The sequence below is a fragment of the Oceanobacter sp. 1_MG-2023 genome (genome assembly GCF_030689025.1).
GTDB lineage: Bacteria > Pseudomonadota > Gammaproteobacteria > Pseudomonadales > Oceanobacteraceae > Oceanobacter.
The window spans coordinates 235,568-250,923 of the sequence record NZ_JAUYWA010000001.1 but is presented as its reverse complement, the minus strand read 5'-3'; the positions used below and the strand labels follow the sequence as shown (position 1 = coordinate 250,923).

Genomic DNA, 15,356 nt, shown 5'->3' with positions numbered 1-15,356 from the left:
TCGGTGTTATCCGCTGGTTTTTTCTGACACGGGTTATTTTGCCACTTTGCGATAACGTCCCCGGTGCTTCTGCTTAGCATGGCTGTATTCACTGAATCACGAGGAATACATCATGAGCGAGACCTGTTGCGCATCCAAGGCATCTACCACGATACCAACCCCGGTTCATCCACTGGATCCCTTGACCCAGGACGAACTGGCACAGGCCGCGGCGATTCTGAAACAAACGCAGCAGCTTGGCGATAGCTGCCGGTTTCCGTATTTACAACTGGAAGAGCCGCCCAAAGCCGAAGTGCTGGCATTTGAAGCAGGAAAGGCCTTTTCCCGTCGTGTCTTTGCCACCGTGCTGGATAAAAGCAACGGTGCGATGTTTGAAGCCATGGTGGATCTGGTTGCAGAAACCGTCACCGACTGGCAGCAACTGGACCCTGAAGTGACCGGGCAAGCCCCGATCATGATCGAAGAATTCTTTACCTGTGTGGATATCGTCCAGAACGATGCTGACTGGCGCGCTGCGGTCAAACGTCGTGGTCTGACCGATGCCGATATTGAAAACATCCAGATTGATCCCTGGTCGTTCGGGTATTTTGGGGATGACCCCAAATACAAAGGCAAGCGCCTGATGCGTGGCGTGGCGTTTTATCGTGACCAGTTTACCGATAACGGCTATGCCCATCCGATTGAAGGTCTGGTAGCCATTATTGATTTGAACGAAGGCAAGGTTATCGAGCTGCTTGACGATGGCCGTGATACCCCGATTCCAAAAACCAAGCGTAACTACGACACACCATCGTTGGGGGAGCCACGTAGCGATGTCAAACCGCTGCATATTGTGCAACCGGAAGGCGTGAGCTTTGAAGTGGATGGCTGGAAAGTTAACTGGCAAAACTGGGAATTCCGGGTCGGCTTTACGCCACGGGAAGGCCTGGTATTGCATCAATTAGGTTATAACGACAAGGGCGAAACCCGTCCCATCATCTACCGCGCCAGTGTCACGGACATGGCGGTACCTTATTCCGACACGGCGTTGAACCACTACTGGAAATGCGCCTTCGACGGCGGCGAGTATGGCCTGGGGCGACTGGCCAACCAGCTGGAGCTGGGCTGTGATTGCCTGGGTGCGATCCATTATTTTGATATTCCGGCGGTCGATGACAAGGGCGAACCCTTCACCATGAAGAACGCCGTATGTATGCATGAAGAAGATTACGGCACCTTGTGGAAGCATTACGAATTCCGTACCGATGTATTTGAAGTCCGCCGTTCACGTCGTCTGGTGATCAGCTTTTTCTGTACCGTTGGCAACTATGATTATGGTTTTTACTGGTATCTGTACCAGGATGGCACCATTGAAATGGAAACCAAACTGACCGGTATTATCCAGACGGCCGGTATGGTTCCTGGCACCAAACCGGCCTGTGGTGGTGGCCTGGTGACTCCGGAAATTTATGGCCCTTCACACCAGCATTTCTTTAATGCCCGTTTGCATATGATGCTGGATGGGGAACAAAACTCGGTTCTGGAAACCAATTTCAGCGCCAAGCCTGCGGGGGAAGACAACCCTTGGGGGAATGCTTTCAATACCGATGTCACTACCTTGACCACCGAACAGCAAGCTGCCCGGGAAGCCAATGGCCAGAGCGGCCGCTTCTGGAAGGTGATCAACCCCAACAAAACAAATGCCGTGGGCAATCATCCTGGTTACAAACTGATGGCGGAGCATAACCCCGTCATGCTGGCCCAGGCCGACAGTTATATTGGTCAGCGTGCCGGTTTTGCCGCCAAACACGTATGGGTAACCCCTTACGAGCCATCGGAGCGTTACGGCACCGGCAACTACCCGAACCAGAACAAGGGGGATGGCTTGCCGGTGTATACCCAACAAGACCGGAATGTCGAAAATACCGATATTGTGTTGTGGCACACCTACGGCCATACCCATATCTGCAAGCCGGAAGATTTCCCGGTGATGCCGGTGGAATACGTTGGCTTCAAGCTCAAGCCCAACAATTTCTTCGACGCCAACCCGGCCATGGACCTGCCAGCCGGCAAGGATCATCGCAGTGTCGGCGTCGCCGATGACGACAGTGATGGTGGTGATGGTGGTGATTGCTGTGCCAGCTAGGACATGAGCATCGAAACGATCAATACATGATTGAGACGATGTCCTGACCGAAGGCCAGCCAACCGGGAAAGCGGCGGGTTGGCCTTTGCGCCAAATATGATGGAGAGCGCCATGTTTGCACTGAATAATCAGTTCTGGCTGGAGTGTGGGTTTATTTTGCTGGTTGTGGTCTGGATCGCCCGGCAATCCGGTGGCTGGAAGCAGCCCTTGTTCTGGTTCGCCGTGGCACTGTTTGTGGTGGCCATGAACCCTTGGCTGGACACCCTGGCACGTCATTCCATTTGGTTGCACAGCTGGCAAAGTGTGGTTGTCCACCATCTGGTTCCCATGCTTTGGCTGGCGGTTTTTGCCGAGGCTGGTCTCTCAGCCAAGCGTGCTGAGGAAGCGGACAGCAAAGGTGATTGCCAGCAGCATAAAGAAACATCACTGCCATTCTGGCTCGGATTGACTCTGGCGGGGCTGCTATCCTGGATCGGCATGTTGCCAGCCTGGCATCAACCCTTGATGGACAGTCCGGTGCTGTATGCCCTGGGAAAATGGGCCATGGCGCTGGGGGGGGTATGGCTGTGTCTGAATCCTCAGCGCCTGCAACAGCATGCCTTGCCGGTTGCCCTGGTGATGTTGCTACCCTTGGTGGGACTGGGTCTGGCGATGGTGCTTAACCCGTTGATGTATCGTATGACGACGGCAATCACGGCCTATCCCGAGGCTGCTCCGTTGCTGGCATGGCTACCCCTGGCACTGCCTGGCATTGTCGACCAATGGCTGGGAGGGGCCGTGTTACTGAGCGGCGCATTCAGTTATTGGTTAATGAGTCGGGTCGTGCATGGTCCTTTGTCAGATCCTTCGGGGTCTGGCTCAGAGCCGGTGAGCAGTGGAATCATGCCGCCGAAGACTACGGGCGTCCTGTGCGGGTAGCGCTGGGCGTTTCACCAAACAGACGTCGATATTCCTGCCCAAAATAGCCGCCATGGTAAAACCCGTAATTGGCGGCAACCGAACCAATCGGTAGCTCACTGGATAATAATTCCCGCCGTGCCGCATTCAGTTTGACGGCGCGCAGATACTGCGCAGGAGAACAACCTGCCACCCGTTCAAAACTGTAATTCAGCGTCCGCCGAGGTACGTTCAGCGTTTTGCAGATATCCAGAATACTGTCGTCGGCACCTTGTTCCGAGAGTACATGCTGATGGCAGCTGCGCACCAGATAATGATGCTGGTTGCCCAAGGGGCGCATCGGCCGGTTATGGTCAGTTGACGGTATAAACAGATCTAGCGTCATGCTGATCAGCTGGTGCTGGATGGCGCGCTCGAGTGCCGCCCGGCGCGTGGCCTTGCGTTCCTCCTGATGCGAGAGTTCGGCCTCGTCCGGAAAGACAACCGTGTGCTCGCCGTCTTCGGATTGCAGCGCCAGCAGCTGGTTCAGCAAAGAGATTGCCTGGCTTTGCAGTCTGGCCAGATGGCGCGTATTTACGGGTACTTCGTAACTGCGTTGGGCCGACAGCAGCTGGTTCATATCCTCTTCTGTCAATAACGCGGTCAGTTCCTGTTGATCCAGTGAAATCACGATGTAGTCGGTATTGGCCGGGCCAACAAAAAAGAACTCATTCTGATAGGGCAGCAGGGTGACGCCGTCACTGGCGATATTACGCGCCTGATCCGAGGTTTTGGCATTATGGAACGAGATCGGAATCAGGACACTGATCTTGCCTGTTGGAGTGTGGGTGTGCTGGGCCACCGACAGATTCATGGTTTCCCGGAACAGCCGGACCGATGGCAGTTCGACATCCTGCAAGCGGCCATGGAAATGCCCTGGCACTACCTGGTCGTATTGCTGCGGCCAGGAAGAAAGTGAATGGGCGAAGGAATTGACTTCGTTACAAACCGTGTTTTCGATACGAGGCTGAACACTTGTCATGCCGCAACTGCCAATAAAAGAGTATCTGCTTCAAACAGCAAGAGCCACGCCACAAATACCGGCTGGTCTTGATCACCTTGATGGCTGCCAGAGGTGACAGGAGAGCAAGAATAAAGTCGGAGTGGCTAGCATAATCCGGCCTTCTCATCATTTGATTGGGATGCGGCGAATTGTCACTGCTTGTCTGCCTGCAAAAGCGATGACAGTGGTTCGATTTTTAGTGTTGATACCCTTCGATGGCAGATGAAAGACAGTTCAGAGACTATTCAAAGACAAATATATGACTTTTCACTGGTTATTGTCGCTGCACTGTAATGTTACGGATACAGGATAATGCCCTGTCTGAGGGCGTGAGGGCCGCTGTCCGGTTTACAGCCCGCCAGTGTGGCGTTAGAGTACCCCGCCTGAATTTTGTGATCGCACGTGGCCTGTCGTAGGGGCCACCACTGACCAAGGAAATACTATGCCTGTTATTACCCTTCCCGATGGTTCTCAACGTACGTTCGAGCAACCGGTAACTCTGATGCAAGTGGCCGAAGATATTGGCCCGGGTCTGGCGAAGGCCACCGTTTGCGGCCGTATCAACGGCACGCTGGTGGATGCTTGTGAACTGATTACCGATGATGCGGATGTCACGCTGATTACCGGCCGGGATATGGAAGGTCTGGAAGTGATTCGTCACTCCTTTGCTCACCTGGTTGGCCATGCGGTCAAGCAACTGTACCCAACCGCCAAAATGGCGATTGGTCCAGTGATCGAGAACGGCTTCTATTACGACATCGATTATGAGCGTCCATTTACACCGGAAGACGTGGCAGCGATCGAAAAGCGTATCAAGGAGCTGGTCAAAAAAGACTATCCCGTGATCAAGGAAATGACACCTATCGAGCAGGCTCGGCAGGTGTTTGTTGAACGTGGCGAAGAGTACAAGGTTGAACTGGTTGATGGCCTGATTGAAAAAGGTGAAACCAGCGTCGGCCTGTACCACCACGAAGAATACATTGATATGTGTGTTGGCCCTCACGTGCCGAATACCCGAGTCATGCGCATCTTCAAGTTGCAGCGTGTGTCCGGTGCCTACTGGCGTGGCGATTCCAACAACAAACAGTTGCAGCGTATTTACGGTACCGCCTGGAACGACAAGAAGGCGATGAAAGAATATCTCGTGCGCCTGGAAGAAGCGGAAAAACGGGATCACCGTAAACTGGCCAAACAACTGGACTTGTTCCACCTGCAGGAAGAAGCACCGGGTATGGTGTTCTGGCATCCGAATGGCTGGACCATTTATCAGGTGCTGGAACAGTACATGCGCAAAGTGCAGAACGATGCCGGTTATCTGGAAATTAAAACCCCGCAAGTTGTTGACCGCACGCTGTGGGAAAAATCCGGGCACTGGGAACACTACGCCGACGCGATGTTTACCACTGAATCGGAAAAACGCACTTACGCGGTCAAGCCGATGAACTGCCCGTGTCATATCCAGGTCTTTAACCAGGGGCTGAAAAGCTATCGTGACCTGCCGCTGCGTCTGGCCGAATTTGGTTCCTGTCACCGCAACGAACCATCCGGTGCCTTGCACGGCATTATGCGTGTACGTGGTTTTACCCAGGATGACGCCCATATCTTTGTTACCGAAAGCCAGATTCGTCAGGAAGCGGCCGACTTTATCCGTCTGACGCTGGATGTTTACAAAGATTTCGGCTTTGACGTGGTTGAGATGAAGCTGTCGACCCGACCTGAAGGCCGTATCGGTGATGATACATTGTGGGATCAGGCAGAATCGGCATTGGAAGATGCCTTGAATGATGCCGGCCTGGACTGGGAACTGCAGCCTGGCGAAGGAGCCTTCTACGGACCGAAAATCGAATTCTCATTACGGGATTGTATCGGTCGGGTTTGGCAGTGTGGTACCGTCCAGCTCGACTTTATGCTGCCAGAACGACTGGGCGCGCAATATGTCGATGAAGACAACGAACGCAAAACACCAGTGATGTTGCACCGGGCGATTCTTGGCTCGTTTGAGCGCTTTGTTGGTATTCTGATCGAGCACTATGCCGGTGCCATGCCACCCTGGTTGGCTCCGCAGCAGGTTGCCGTTCTGAATATTACCGATAATCAGGGTGAATATTGCCAGAATTTGGCAAAAACACTCAAATCAAGAGGCTATCGGGCGAATGCGGACTTGAGAAACGAGAAGATCGGCTTTAAAATTCGTGAGCACACTTTGCACAAGGTACCCTATCTGCTTGTGGTAGGGGATAAAGAAGTTGAAGCAAACACCGTAGCTGTGCGCACTCGTAAGGGAGATGATCTAGGCGTAATGACTATTGACGCATTCCAAGCCCTCCTCGATAGTGCTATAGAACAGCGCGGACGGTTTGGAATGGAGAACTGAATATCAGACGCGACAATAGAAGAGGCAGCCGCAACGACGATCGGGCTGCTATTAACGATCAGATACGTGCAACCGAAGTCCGACTGATCGGCGCCGATGGCAATCAGGTCGGGGTAGTTAGCATCCAGGAAGCTCTGCAAATAGCGGAAGAATCCGAGCTGGATCTTGTTCAGATCTCAGACGGTGACCCGATTGTTTGTAAAGTCATGGACTTTGGCAAGAAGCTTTACGAAGAGAAAAAGCAGAAAGCCGAAGCCAAGAAAAAACAGCACCAGGTTCAGATCAAGGAAATGAAATTCCGCCCTGGTACTGAAGAAGGGGATTACCAGATCAAGCTGCGTAACCTCACTCGATTCCTGGAAGGCGGCGACAAGGCGAAAGTCTCCCTGCGTTTCCGTGGCCGAGAAATGGCCCACCAGAATATCGGTATGGAGCTGATGAGACGCATCGAAGCTGATCTTGCTGAGATGGGTGTTGTTGAGCAACATCCCAAAATGGAAGGTCGCCAGATGGTTATGGTGATCGCACCAGGTAAGAAGAAGTAGTCCGGTTCTGCAAACGACATCCAGAAACCCCTGCGTTAGCCGGGGTTTCTGTTTTTCTACCGACTACTGAACAGATCCCGTCCGTGCCCAAGGGCCAGAGCGGGTGTAACGGCAGGTGTAGTACAGGGTCTTAGTTTCTGTGCGCGCCATTACTATTGGAGTACCAAAATGCCTAAAATCAAAACTAAGCGCGCGGCAGCCAAGCGTTTTAAAAAGACTGCAAACGGCTTCAAACACCGTAATGCATTCCGCAGCCACATCCTGACCAAAAAGAGCACCAAGCGTAAGCGTCATCTGCGCGGCATGAATCAAGTCAATGCCTCAGATAAAAAGCTTGTTATCCGCATGTTGCCTAACCTTTAAGTCCAGGAGATAGAATATGGCTCGCGTAAAACGTGGTGTAGTCGCTCGTCGTCGTCACAAAAAAATTCTGAAACTGGCCAAAGGTTATTACGGTGCACGTTCACGTGTATTCCGTGTTGCCAAACAAGCCGTGATCAAAGCTGGTCAGTATGCTTACCGTGACCGTCGTCAAAGGAAGCGTCAGTTCCGTCAACTGTGGATTGCTCGTATCAATGCGGGTGCTCGTCAGAACGGACTGTCTTACAGCAAATTCATCAACGGCCTGAAAAAAGCCTCTGTTGAAATTGACCGTAAAGTACTGGCCGACCTGGCAGTAAACGAGAAAGCAGCATTTGCAGCTCTGGTTGAGAAAGCCAAAGTTAGCCTGTAATTTCTCTGGGTTGCCTTGCCTGATGGATATAATCCAGACAGCAAGGTAATGCCAAATTCAGCTTCTGGCGATAACTTCTGTTATGGTTGGAAGCAACGAAAATAGGGGAATAGCCAAGGCGATTCCCCTATTTTTTTGTCCAAATTCAAGACAACGATGGAATCAGCGATGGAAAACCTTGAGGCCCTGACTCAGCAAGCCCTGGCCGCTGTATCCGATGCGCAGGATGTGGCCGCGCTGGATCAGGTTCGAGTTCAGTTTCTGGGTAAAAAAGGGGAAATTACTTCCCTGATGAAAAACCTGGGCAAAGTGTCTGCGGAAGATCGCCCCAAAATCGGTGCGGTGATCAATGAAGCCAAAAGCCAGGTTCAGGACGCGATCAACAGCCGCAAGCAAGCGCTGGAATCCGCAGCTCTGGAAGCCCGGCTGGCGGCAGAAAAAATCGACGTTACCCTGCCAGGTCGAGCGCAGCAGGAAGGCAGTCTGCATCCTGTGACCCGCACCCTGGAGCGTATCGAAACCTTCTTCCGTAATGCCGGATACCAGGTTGAAGAAGGGCCAGAAATTGAAGACGATTTCCATAATTTTGAAGCCTTGAACATTCCATCGCATCATCCGGCCCGTGCGATGCACGATACCTTCTACTTCGATGCGAACACCCTGTTGCGGACTCATACTTCACCGGTACAGATTCGCACCATGGAAGCCCGTCAGCCACCGGTACGGATTATTTGCCCTGGCCGGGTATACCGTTGTGACTACGATCAGACCCACTCACCGATGTTCCACCAGGTGGAAGGGTTGCTGGTCGACAAGGGCGTCAGCTTTGCTGACCTGAAGGGTACGATCCAGCAGTTTTTGAGCGTGTTTTTCGAAAAAGAACTGGTAGTTCGCCTGCGGCCTTCCTATTTTCCGTTTACTGAGCCATCTGCCGAAATCGACATCGAATGGGTTATCGAAACACCGGAAGGCACCAAGCGTCGCTGGCTCGAAGTGGGGGGCTGCGGCATGGTTCACCCGAACGTGTTCAAACACGTAGGGATTGACCCGGATGAGTACACCGGTTTTGCCTTTGGCATGGGGGTAGAGCGTCTGGCGATGTTGCGTTATGGCGTCAACGACCTGCGCTTGTTCTTCGAGAACGATCTGCGCTTCCTGCAGCAATTCCGTTAATTCAGGCTCATCGAAAAAGGTAAACACATGAAATTCAGCGAACAGTGGTTGCGCGAATGGGTGCAGCCTGAAGCAGACACCCAGCAACTGGTTGATCAGATCACGATGGCGGGCCTGGAAGTGGATGGCACTGAAGCCGTCGCCGGTGATTTCTCTGGCGTTGTGGTTGGCCAGGTTGTCACACGAGAACAACACCCGGATGCCGACAAGCTCAGCTTGTGCCAGGTGACCGACGGCAACGAGACTTTCCAGATTGTCTGTGGTGCTCCCAATGTACGCGAAGGGTTAAAAATCCCGTTCGCCAAGATTGGTGCCGTTTTGCCCGGCAACTTCAAAATCAAGAAAGCCAAATTACGCGGCGTCGAATCGTTCGGCATGTTGTGTGCCGAAGCCGAACTGGGCCTGTCAGAAAGTTCTGATGGCCTGATGGAGCTGCCAGCATCGGCTCCCGTCGGTGAAGATTTCCGCGTCTACATGAATCTGGACGACGTCGTTATTGATGTGGACCTGACCCCCAACCGGGGTGATTGTCTGAGCATTGCCGGCCTGGCACGTGAAACCGGCCTGCTGTTCAAGGCCGCAGTGCAGGGACCAGCGATCGAGCCGGTTGCCGCCGTGATTGACGATGTACCTGTTATCGACGTGGTTGCGCCAGAAGCATGCCCTCGTTATGTGAGTCGCATCATCAAAGGGGTCGATGTCAAAGCCGAAACTCCATTGTGGATGGTCGAGAAATTACGTCGTAGCGGTGTCCGCTCAATCGATCCAGTGGTCGACATTACCAACTTTATTCTGTTGGAACTGGGCCAGCCCATGCACGCCTTTGACTACTCCCGTATCGACGGTGGTATCCGTGTCCGCATGGCCGAACAAGGCGAAAAACTGACCCTGCTCGACGGCCAGGAAATAGAACCCGGTTCCGATACCCTGATGATTGCCGACCATAACAAACCGCTGGCCATGGCCGGTGTGATGGGCGGTGAGCATTCCGGCGTCAGTAACACAACGGTTGACCTGTTACTGGAAGCGGCATTTTTTAATCCGATCATTATCGCCGGTAAAGCCCGTGCCCATGGATTACACACAGACTCTTCCCATCGCTTTGAGCGTGGGGTGGACTACGACCTGGCTGTACAAGCCATGGAACGTGCAACCCGGTTGATTCTGGATATCTGTGGCGGCCAGCCTGGCCCGGTCGTTGACATTGCAGCAGCAGAGCACCTGCCCAAAGCCGCTGAAATTCATCTGCGTAAAGCCCGTATCGAGCTGATTCTGGGCCTGACGTTTGAGGATGCAGAAGTAGAAGATATCCTTGCGCGCCTGGGCATGAGCGTGACACGCACTGATGACGGCTGGAAAGCCATCGCCCCCAGCTACCGTTTTGATATGGCCATTGAGCCTGACCTGATCGAAGAGCTGGCCCGGATCTACGGTTACAACCGCTTGCCTGTGCGTACACCGGAAGCCGCGATGCCTCTGGCTATCGTGCCAGAAAACCGCTACACCATCAGCGACGTTCGCCGCATGATGGTGGCACGGGGTTATCACGAAGCCATCACCTACAGCTTTGTTGATCCGGCGATGCAACAGGCGCTGGACCCTGATCTTGCCGGTCTGGCATTGTTGAACCCGATTTCTTCGGAAATGTCTGTCATGCGCACCAATCTGTGGGCCGGACTGGTACCGGCCGCAGGTTACAACCTCAAGCGCCAACAGCCACGAGTGCGTCTGTTTGAAACCGGCTTGCGGTTTGTGCCATCGGAAGATGGCCTGAAGCAGTTGCCAACACTGGCCATGCTGGCGACGGGCAATCGGTTGCAACAAAACTGGTCTGCCACAGAAACTCCCGTCGACTTCTTTGATGTCAAAGGGGACGTCGAAGCCCTGCTGGCAAGAACCGGCAGTCTGGATGAATTCCGCTTTGTGGCCGACAAGCACTCAGCCTTGCATCCGGGACAAACCGCCCGAATCGACAAGCTGATTGATGGTGAGTGGACGGAACTGGGCTGGATGGGGGCATTACACCCGGAAACCCAGAAACAGGTGGATATCAAGCAAACCCTGTTTGTGGTTCAGCTGGATATGAGCCTGTTGCTGCAAACCACCATTCCGGCTTTTGAAGAGTTATCCAAATACCCGGAAATGCGTCGGGACCTCGCCTTGGTGGTCGACAAGCATCTTGCTGTTGACGACGTACTGGAGCAGATTCGCAGCCAGGCCGGAGAGTACCTCGCCAAGCTTAATCTGTTTGATGTATACGAAGGTAAAGGCATTGATCCAGATAGAAAAAGCCTGGCTCTGGGCTTGACCTGGCAACATCCATCGCGCACTCTTACTGACCAAGAAGTGAACGATTCAGTGGATGCTGTTTTGTCACACTTGGAGCAAACACTTGGAGCAACGTTGCGGGGTTAGCATGACAGCCTTGACCAAAGCGGAACTGGCAGAAAAACTGTTCGAGGAACTTGGTCTCAACAAACGTGAGGCCAAGGATATGGTCGATCTCTTTTTTGATGAGATCCGCGATAGTCTGCGCCGAAACGAACAGGTCAAATTATCCGGTTTCGGTAATTTTGACCTGCGCGACAAAAGCCAAAGGCCAGGGCGTAACCCAAAAACCGGCGAGGAGATTCCGATCTCCGCTCGCCGCGTTGTTACCTTCAAACCCGGCCAGAAACTGAAGGTTCGAGTAGAAGCTTATGCTGGAACCCAGCCACAATAACGAATTGCCAGCCATTCCGGCAAAACGATACTTTGCCATCGGTGAAGTCAGCGATCTCTGCGACGTCAAACCACATGTGCTGCGCTACTGGGAGCAGGAATTCCCACAGCTTAGCCCGGTCAAGCGTCGCGGCAATCGTCGTTATTACCAGCGTCAGGATGTGATCCTGGTACGTGAAATTCGTGAACTGCTGTATGGCGAAGGCTACACCATTCAGGGGGCACGTCAGCGCCTGGAATACGGAGCAAGCGAGAATACCGCCGCCATGGATCAGGCATTGATAAAATCCATGATTATCGAGTTGAAGGAAATCGAGACTCTGCTCTCGGAATGGTAAAAAAACTTCCATCTATCAACTACTTGAGTATAATGCGTGCTTCTGGAACAGCCTCTGTTTCAGAGTGTCGGGGCGTAGCGCAGCCTGGTAGCGCACTTGCATGGGGTGCAAGGGGTCGAGTGTTCGAATCACTCCGTCCCGACCAATTTTTCCTTTAAAAATCAGTGGCTTATATTTTCGCTATTTTCCCAAACTAGCTGCTTCCTAATATTATTTCCTAATATACAGTTGTAGATCCATACAGGTTTTCCTTGGTATGGATGCTGCACAATCACAATATAGACTCCGATTTACCGTGTTTATTGGTGGATTAAAGGCGCGCGGGATCTGCCCTGTCAATGATATGGTTTTCAAAGAGGTACTGTGCCCACCCATTGCAGCTCAAGGAACCTGGTAGAGTCTGCCGGCATGGGGCTTTGTCAACGACTCCGATCATTTCTTTTTCCTGTCAGCGTTCAAGTGTTATGGTTATTATCTGAATTCAGGATGTAAAAGGTACCAGGGAAGCTCACCTCATGCTTGCTGTAAAAATGAAACGTACTGTTAAGTCGATTGGTGCCATTATCGCAATCCTGATTACCTTCGGGATTGCCGGATCTATATGGATTCCTTTTTGGTTTTTTTTGTTTCTTTCAAATCTGTTGGTCTGGGGTCTCTCCGATCTCGAGCCAAAGGTCTCCCTGGAGGATTATGAAGAAATTATTTCAACCAAAGTGAAATACTCATCCAGTTATTTATTCCTTCCAAGCGTGATTGATACTGAAGCAGAAGCCACGGCATTTTTTCATATTCCAGGTATCCTGCAGGGTAATGATGTACTCGGTTTGCGACAGCGTTTACCCAAAGAGAAAATTTCCCGGTTATTGCATGATCTGGAGCAAAGCGGGCGAATGGAAATCAGTGATTTTGGCGATATTTCTGTATCAAATTGTTATCCGGATTATAGGATTGAAAAATCTTCAGAAGAAAATAGTCTGGGGAAGCTCAGCGAATTACCTGAAGGTTTCAGAATTTTTCTCTTTGATTCCGACCTCGAGGACATCCAGGAGAATTGGAATCATAATCTGATAGCATATACCGCTGTCTCATTGAGTAAGCGAGAAGTACTCTACTGTGTTGAACAATGGTAATAAAATAGAAAAATATTAATACTTTTTTTGTCATGATTTTAATTATAATAATATACTGATAAAAATGGCTATATTGATCTGATGATATTATTAATATGCGCTGGCGTTAAATCATTCTTCGGTTGACGGGCCATTGTCTGAATATATCCCATTATATAAATATTTGTGTATGATATTTATACTATGCGCACAGTTTGAACACTCCCTTTAAATACCCAACCCCACCCCAGAACCCAACTCAAAACCCAACTCAAAACCTTGGCATTTATGCTGGCCTTCTTCAGTCTTCGATACCCTTTATCTCATTATATTATTAACAAGAAGAATAAAAATTTTAACCTGAGTGAAATATAAATCACACGAACCTTTCATCTTGCACCTTCACAGTGCACGTCCCGGTCAAGTTATGAAGGTTTGTGTGGCGCTTTGTCACGCAAGGTCAAACTATTCGTCTGTTGGCGACCGGTGAGCAGTAGGCGCAGCGGGATGGTTATGGTGTTGAGCAAGGTGTGGGGCAGAGGACAGCAGCAACAATTGCAGCAGCTGATATGCATGGTGATCGCCGGTTGGCCGTTGCTGGCGTCTGCCGAGACCATGCATAACCACGAAGCGGTGATTCCACCGCAGTGCTATACCCAAACAGAAGGCAAGTTCAACCCTTGTTATGTTTGCCACCAAAGCCATCCGCAAGGCACGCGCATTAACTATATGGATGATGGTGATATCCAGGGGGATTACAGCTTTTCTGAACTGGGAGAGACCAATCACTGGAGCAATCTGTTCAAACCCCGGCTGGCAGAAATCGCCAATGTGTCGGATGAATATATTCTTGATTATGTCCGCCAGGATAACTACAGCGCGCTGATGGCGACTCCAAATGCAGGGTATACGCCGGACTTAACGCATCTGGCTGATCCTCGGCTGGCATTTGATGGACAGGGGTTTGCCCGCGATGGCTCTGGCTGGGTAGCCTTTAATTACAAGCCGTTGCCGAGTACGTTTTGGCCGACCAATGGCAGTTTTGATGATGTGATGATCCGCTTGCCGCCAGTGTTCCGGCAGGATACTGGTGGTAATGACAGTCGATCGCTGTATTTACTGAATTTGTCCTTGCTGGAAATGACAATCAAGGATCTCGATAACATCTCGATCCCGGTAACGGATGAATCCCTGCTGGGGCTGGATCTGGATGGCGACAATACCCTGGGCTTGGCGGTACGCATGCAGCGGCGCGAGCAATATCTGGGTGCTGCAGCCACGATCGATCTGGTACGTCAGCAATATCCGGTTGGCACCGAATTTATTCACACGGTTCGTTATCTGGATATCAGTCGCCATGGTGATATTGAGCCGTCGCGGCGCCTGAAAGAACTCCGTTACAGCCGCAAGTATCGCCAGCTGTCTGAAGTGGCGCTACGTTATGCGTTTAATCAGGAGCATCGGGAAAAAGCAGAAGAAAAACTGCCGCATTACTCCTGGGCACAACCCGCGTCACAAGCAGGGATGAACAACAAATTGGGCTGGCAGATTCAGGGTTGGATTGAAAATGAATCTGGCGATCTGCGTCTGCAGAACTACGAAGAAAACGCATTTTGTATGGGCTGCCATACCACAACAGGCACCCATATTGACAGCACACTGGCATTTCCACGCAAAGTGACCGGTGCTGCTGGCTGGGGTTATATCAACCTCAAAGGTATGAATGACGTTGCGAACTACGGTGATTCTCTCGGTGAGATAGCGAGCTATTTTGAGCGGGTCGGTGGTGGCGATGAGTTCCGTCAAAACGGTGAGATGATCGAGCGCTGGTTTAACGGCGATGGTTCGGTGAATAAAGCCGCCGTTGCAACGGCCGATGTGTATACCTTGTTAATCCCTTCTACTGAACGTGCGCTGGCGCTTAACAAAGCCTATCAGCGCACCGTGTTGGAACAATCCTTTTATCTGGGCAGAGATGCCGTGTTGGGCGATCCCGTCAATGTGTTTGCGACGGTCGATCAGGACCATGTTCCGGTATTGCCAGCCAGTCGTCAGTATCACTACGACCTCCGGCTGCAATGGCCCGATCTCAGTCCGGCCATGGTGGCCGCAGATATTTCATCCCCCGACTCCCACCGTAATGAAAGCGCTGCAGATGCCAGCCAGGCCAGGCATGACGCTGGTGCTGCTCATGGTGGTGCATGGTCTTTTGCTGCCCTGGGGGTGTTGCTGACTTTGGCGGCGATGCTGCGGCGTCGTATCCGCCAGGTTGCCTGCGGCTGAGCCGCAGGTCAGGACG

13 protein-coding genes and 1 tRNA gene are annotated in these 15,356 nt (G+C 51.9%); 13 read left to right on the top strand and 1 reads right to left on the bottom strand.

Annotated elements, in window-relative coordinates; genetic code table 11:
• Positions 1-112 precede the first annotated feature (112 nt).
• Both Q8W22_RS01030 and Q8W22_RS01025 read left to right on the top strand, forming a co-directional pair.
• Complete coding sequence (locus Q8W22_RS01030; RefSeq protein ID WP_305413785.1) at positions 113-2,125, top strand: primary-amine oxidase; 2,013 nt, start codon at positions 113-115, stop codon at positions 2,123-2,125.
• 111 nt (positions 2,126-2,236) lie between these two features.
• Positions 2,237-3,043, top strand: a complete 807-nt coding sequence (locus Q8W22_RS01025) for a cytochrome c oxidase assembly protein (RefSeq protein WP_303433724.1) — start codon at positions 2,237-2,239, stop codon at positions 3,041-3,043.
• Here the strand turns inward: Q8W22_RS01025 and Q8W22_RS01020 are convergent.
• Positions 3,021-4,043 (bottom strand): helix-turn-helix domain-containing protein, encoded by a 1,023-nt coding sequence (locus tag Q8W22_RS01020; protein WP_305451371.1) that lies wholly within the window; start codon positions 4,041-4,043, stop codon positions 3,021-3,023. The two genes, Q8W22_RS01025 and Q8W22_RS01020, sit on opposite strands and share 23 nt — an antisense overlap.
• A 463-nt stretch (positions 4,044-4,506) precedes the next feature.
• Here Q8W22_RS01020 and thrS point away from each other — a divergent pair, with 463 nt between their 5' ends.
• From thrS to Q8W22_RS00965, 11 genes are all read left to right on the top strand, one after another.
• Positions 4,507-6,438: a threonine--tRNA ligase gene (thrS, locus tag Q8W22_RS01015; protein WP_303433720.1), complete on the top strand. Its 1,932-nt coding sequence runs from the start codon at positions 4,507-4,509 to the stop codon at positions 6,436-6,438.
• 2 nt (positions 6,439-6,440) lie between these two features.
• Positions 6,441-6,983 carry a translation initiation factor IF-3 gene (gene infC / locus Q8W22_RS01010; protein ID WP_303433845.1) on the top strand — a complete coding sequence of 181 codons (543 nt, stop codon included), beginning with the start codon at positions 6,441-6,443 and terminating at the stop codon, positions 6,981-6,983.
• Between the two features lie 168 nt (positions 6,984-7,151).
• Positions 7,152-7,346 carry a 50S ribosomal protein L35 gene (rpmI, locus tag Q8W22_RS01005; protein ID WP_303433719.1) on the top strand — a complete coding sequence of 65 codons (195 nt, stop codon included), beginning with the start codon at positions 7,152-7,154 and terminating at the stop codon, positions 7,344-7,346.
• Between the two features lie 16 nt (positions 7,347-7,362).
• The gene (rplT, locus tag Q8W22_RS01000; protein ID WP_303433717.1) at positions 7,363-7,716 is read left to right on the top strand and encodes a 50S ribosomal protein L20; all 354 of its coding nucleotides are present in this window, start codon (positions 7,363-7,365) and stop codon (positions 7,714-7,716) included.
• Between the two features lie 168 nt (positions 7,717-7,884).
• Entirely contained in the window at positions 7,885-8,889 is a 1,005-nt protein-coding gene (pheS, locus tag Q8W22_RS00995) for a phenylalanine--tRNA ligase subunit alpha (RefSeq protein ID WP_303433715.1), read from the top strand.
• 27 nt (positions 8,890-8,916) lie between these two features.
• On the top strand, positions 8,917-11,304 hold the full coding sequence (gene pheT / locus Q8W22_RS00990; RefSeq protein WP_305451369.1) for a phenylalanine--tRNA ligase subunit beta: 2,388 nt from the start codon (positions 8,917-8,919) through the stop codon (positions 11,302-11,304).
• A gap of 1 nt (position 11,305) precedes the next feature.
• The gene (gene ihfA, locus Q8W22_RS00985; protein WP_303433711.1) at positions 11,306-11,611 is read left to right on the top strand and encodes an integration host factor subunit alpha; all 306 of its coding nucleotides are present in this window, start codon (positions 11,306-11,308) and stop codon (positions 11,609-11,611) included.
• Entirely contained in the window at positions 11,589-11,948 is a 360-nt protein-coding gene (locus Q8W22_RS00980; protein ID WP_303433709.1) for a MerR family transcriptional regulator, read from the top strand. The genes ihfA and Q8W22_RS00980 overlap by 23 nt, the downstream gene beginning before the upstream one ends.
• A gap of 68 nt (positions 11,949-12,016) precedes the next feature.
• Positions 12,017-12,093: transfer RNA gene (locus tag Q8W22_RS00975), tRNA-Pro, on the top strand.
• Between the two features lie 370 nt (positions 12,094-12,463).
• Complete coding sequence (locus tag Q8W22_RS00970) at positions 12,464-13,078, top strand: hypothetical protein (protein ID WP_305451368.1); 615 nt, start codon at positions 12,464-12,466, stop codon at positions 13,076-13,078.
• A gap of 486 nt (positions 13,079-13,564) precedes the next feature.
• The gene (locus Q8W22_RS00965) at positions 13,565-15,340 is read left to right on the top strand and encodes a hypothetical protein (RefSeq protein WP_305451367.1); all 1,776 of its coding nucleotides are present in this window, start codon (positions 13,565-13,567) and stop codon (positions 15,338-15,340) included.
• The last annotated feature ends 16 nt before the right edge of the window (positions 15,341-15,356 follow it).

Excerpts from the sequence above, each read along its gene's own strand:
- ihfA (WP_303433711.1), top strand. The coding sequence starts at position 11,306 with ATGACAGCCTTGACCAAAGCGGAACTGGCAGAAAAACTGTTCGAGGAA.
- pheS (WP_303433715.1), top strand. The coding sequence starts at position 7,885 with ATGGAAAACCTTGAGGCCCTGACTCAGCAAGCCCTGGCCGCTGTATCC.
- Q8W22_RS01025 (WP_303433724.1), top strand. The coding sequence starts at position 2,237 with ATGTTTGCACTGAATAATCAGTTCTGGCTGGAGTGTGGGTTTATTTTG.
- pheT (WP_305451369.1), top strand. The coding sequence starts at position 8,917 with ATGAAATTCAGCGAACAGTGGTTGCGCGAATGGGTGCAGCCTGAAGCA.
- Q8W22_RS00970 (WP_305451368.1), top strand. The coding sequence starts at position 12,464 with ATGCTTGCTGTAAAAATGAAACGTACTGTTAAGTCGATTGGTGCCATT.
- rpmI (WP_303433719.1), top strand. The coding sequence starts at position 7,152 with ATGCCTAAAATCAAAACTAAGCGCGCGGCAGCCAAGCGTTTTAAAAAG.
- thrS (WP_303433720.1), top strand. The coding sequence starts at position 4,507 with ATGCCTGTTATTACCCTTCCCGATGGTTCTCAACGTACGTTCGAGCAA.
- Q8W22_RS01020 (WP_305451371.1), bottom strand. The coding sequence starts at position 4,043 with ATGACAAGTGTTCAGCCTCGTATCGAAAACACGGTTTGTAACGAAGTC.
- Q8W22_RS00965 (WP_305451367.1), top strand. The coding sequence starts at position 13,565 with ATGGTTATGGTGTTGAGCAAGGTGTGGGGCAGAGGACAGCAGCAACAA.
- rplT (WP_303433717.1), top strand. The coding sequence starts at position 7,363 with ATGGCTCGCGTAAAACGTGGTGTAGTCGCTCGTCGTCGTCACAAAAAA.
- Q8W22_RS00980 (WP_303433709.1), top strand. The coding sequence starts at position 11,589 with ATGCTGGAACCCAGCCACAATAACGAATTGCCAGCCATTCCGGCAAAA.
- Q8W22_RS01030 (WP_305413785.1), top strand. The coding sequence starts at position 113 with ATGAGCGAGACCTGTTGCGCATCCAAGGCATCTACCACGATACCAACC.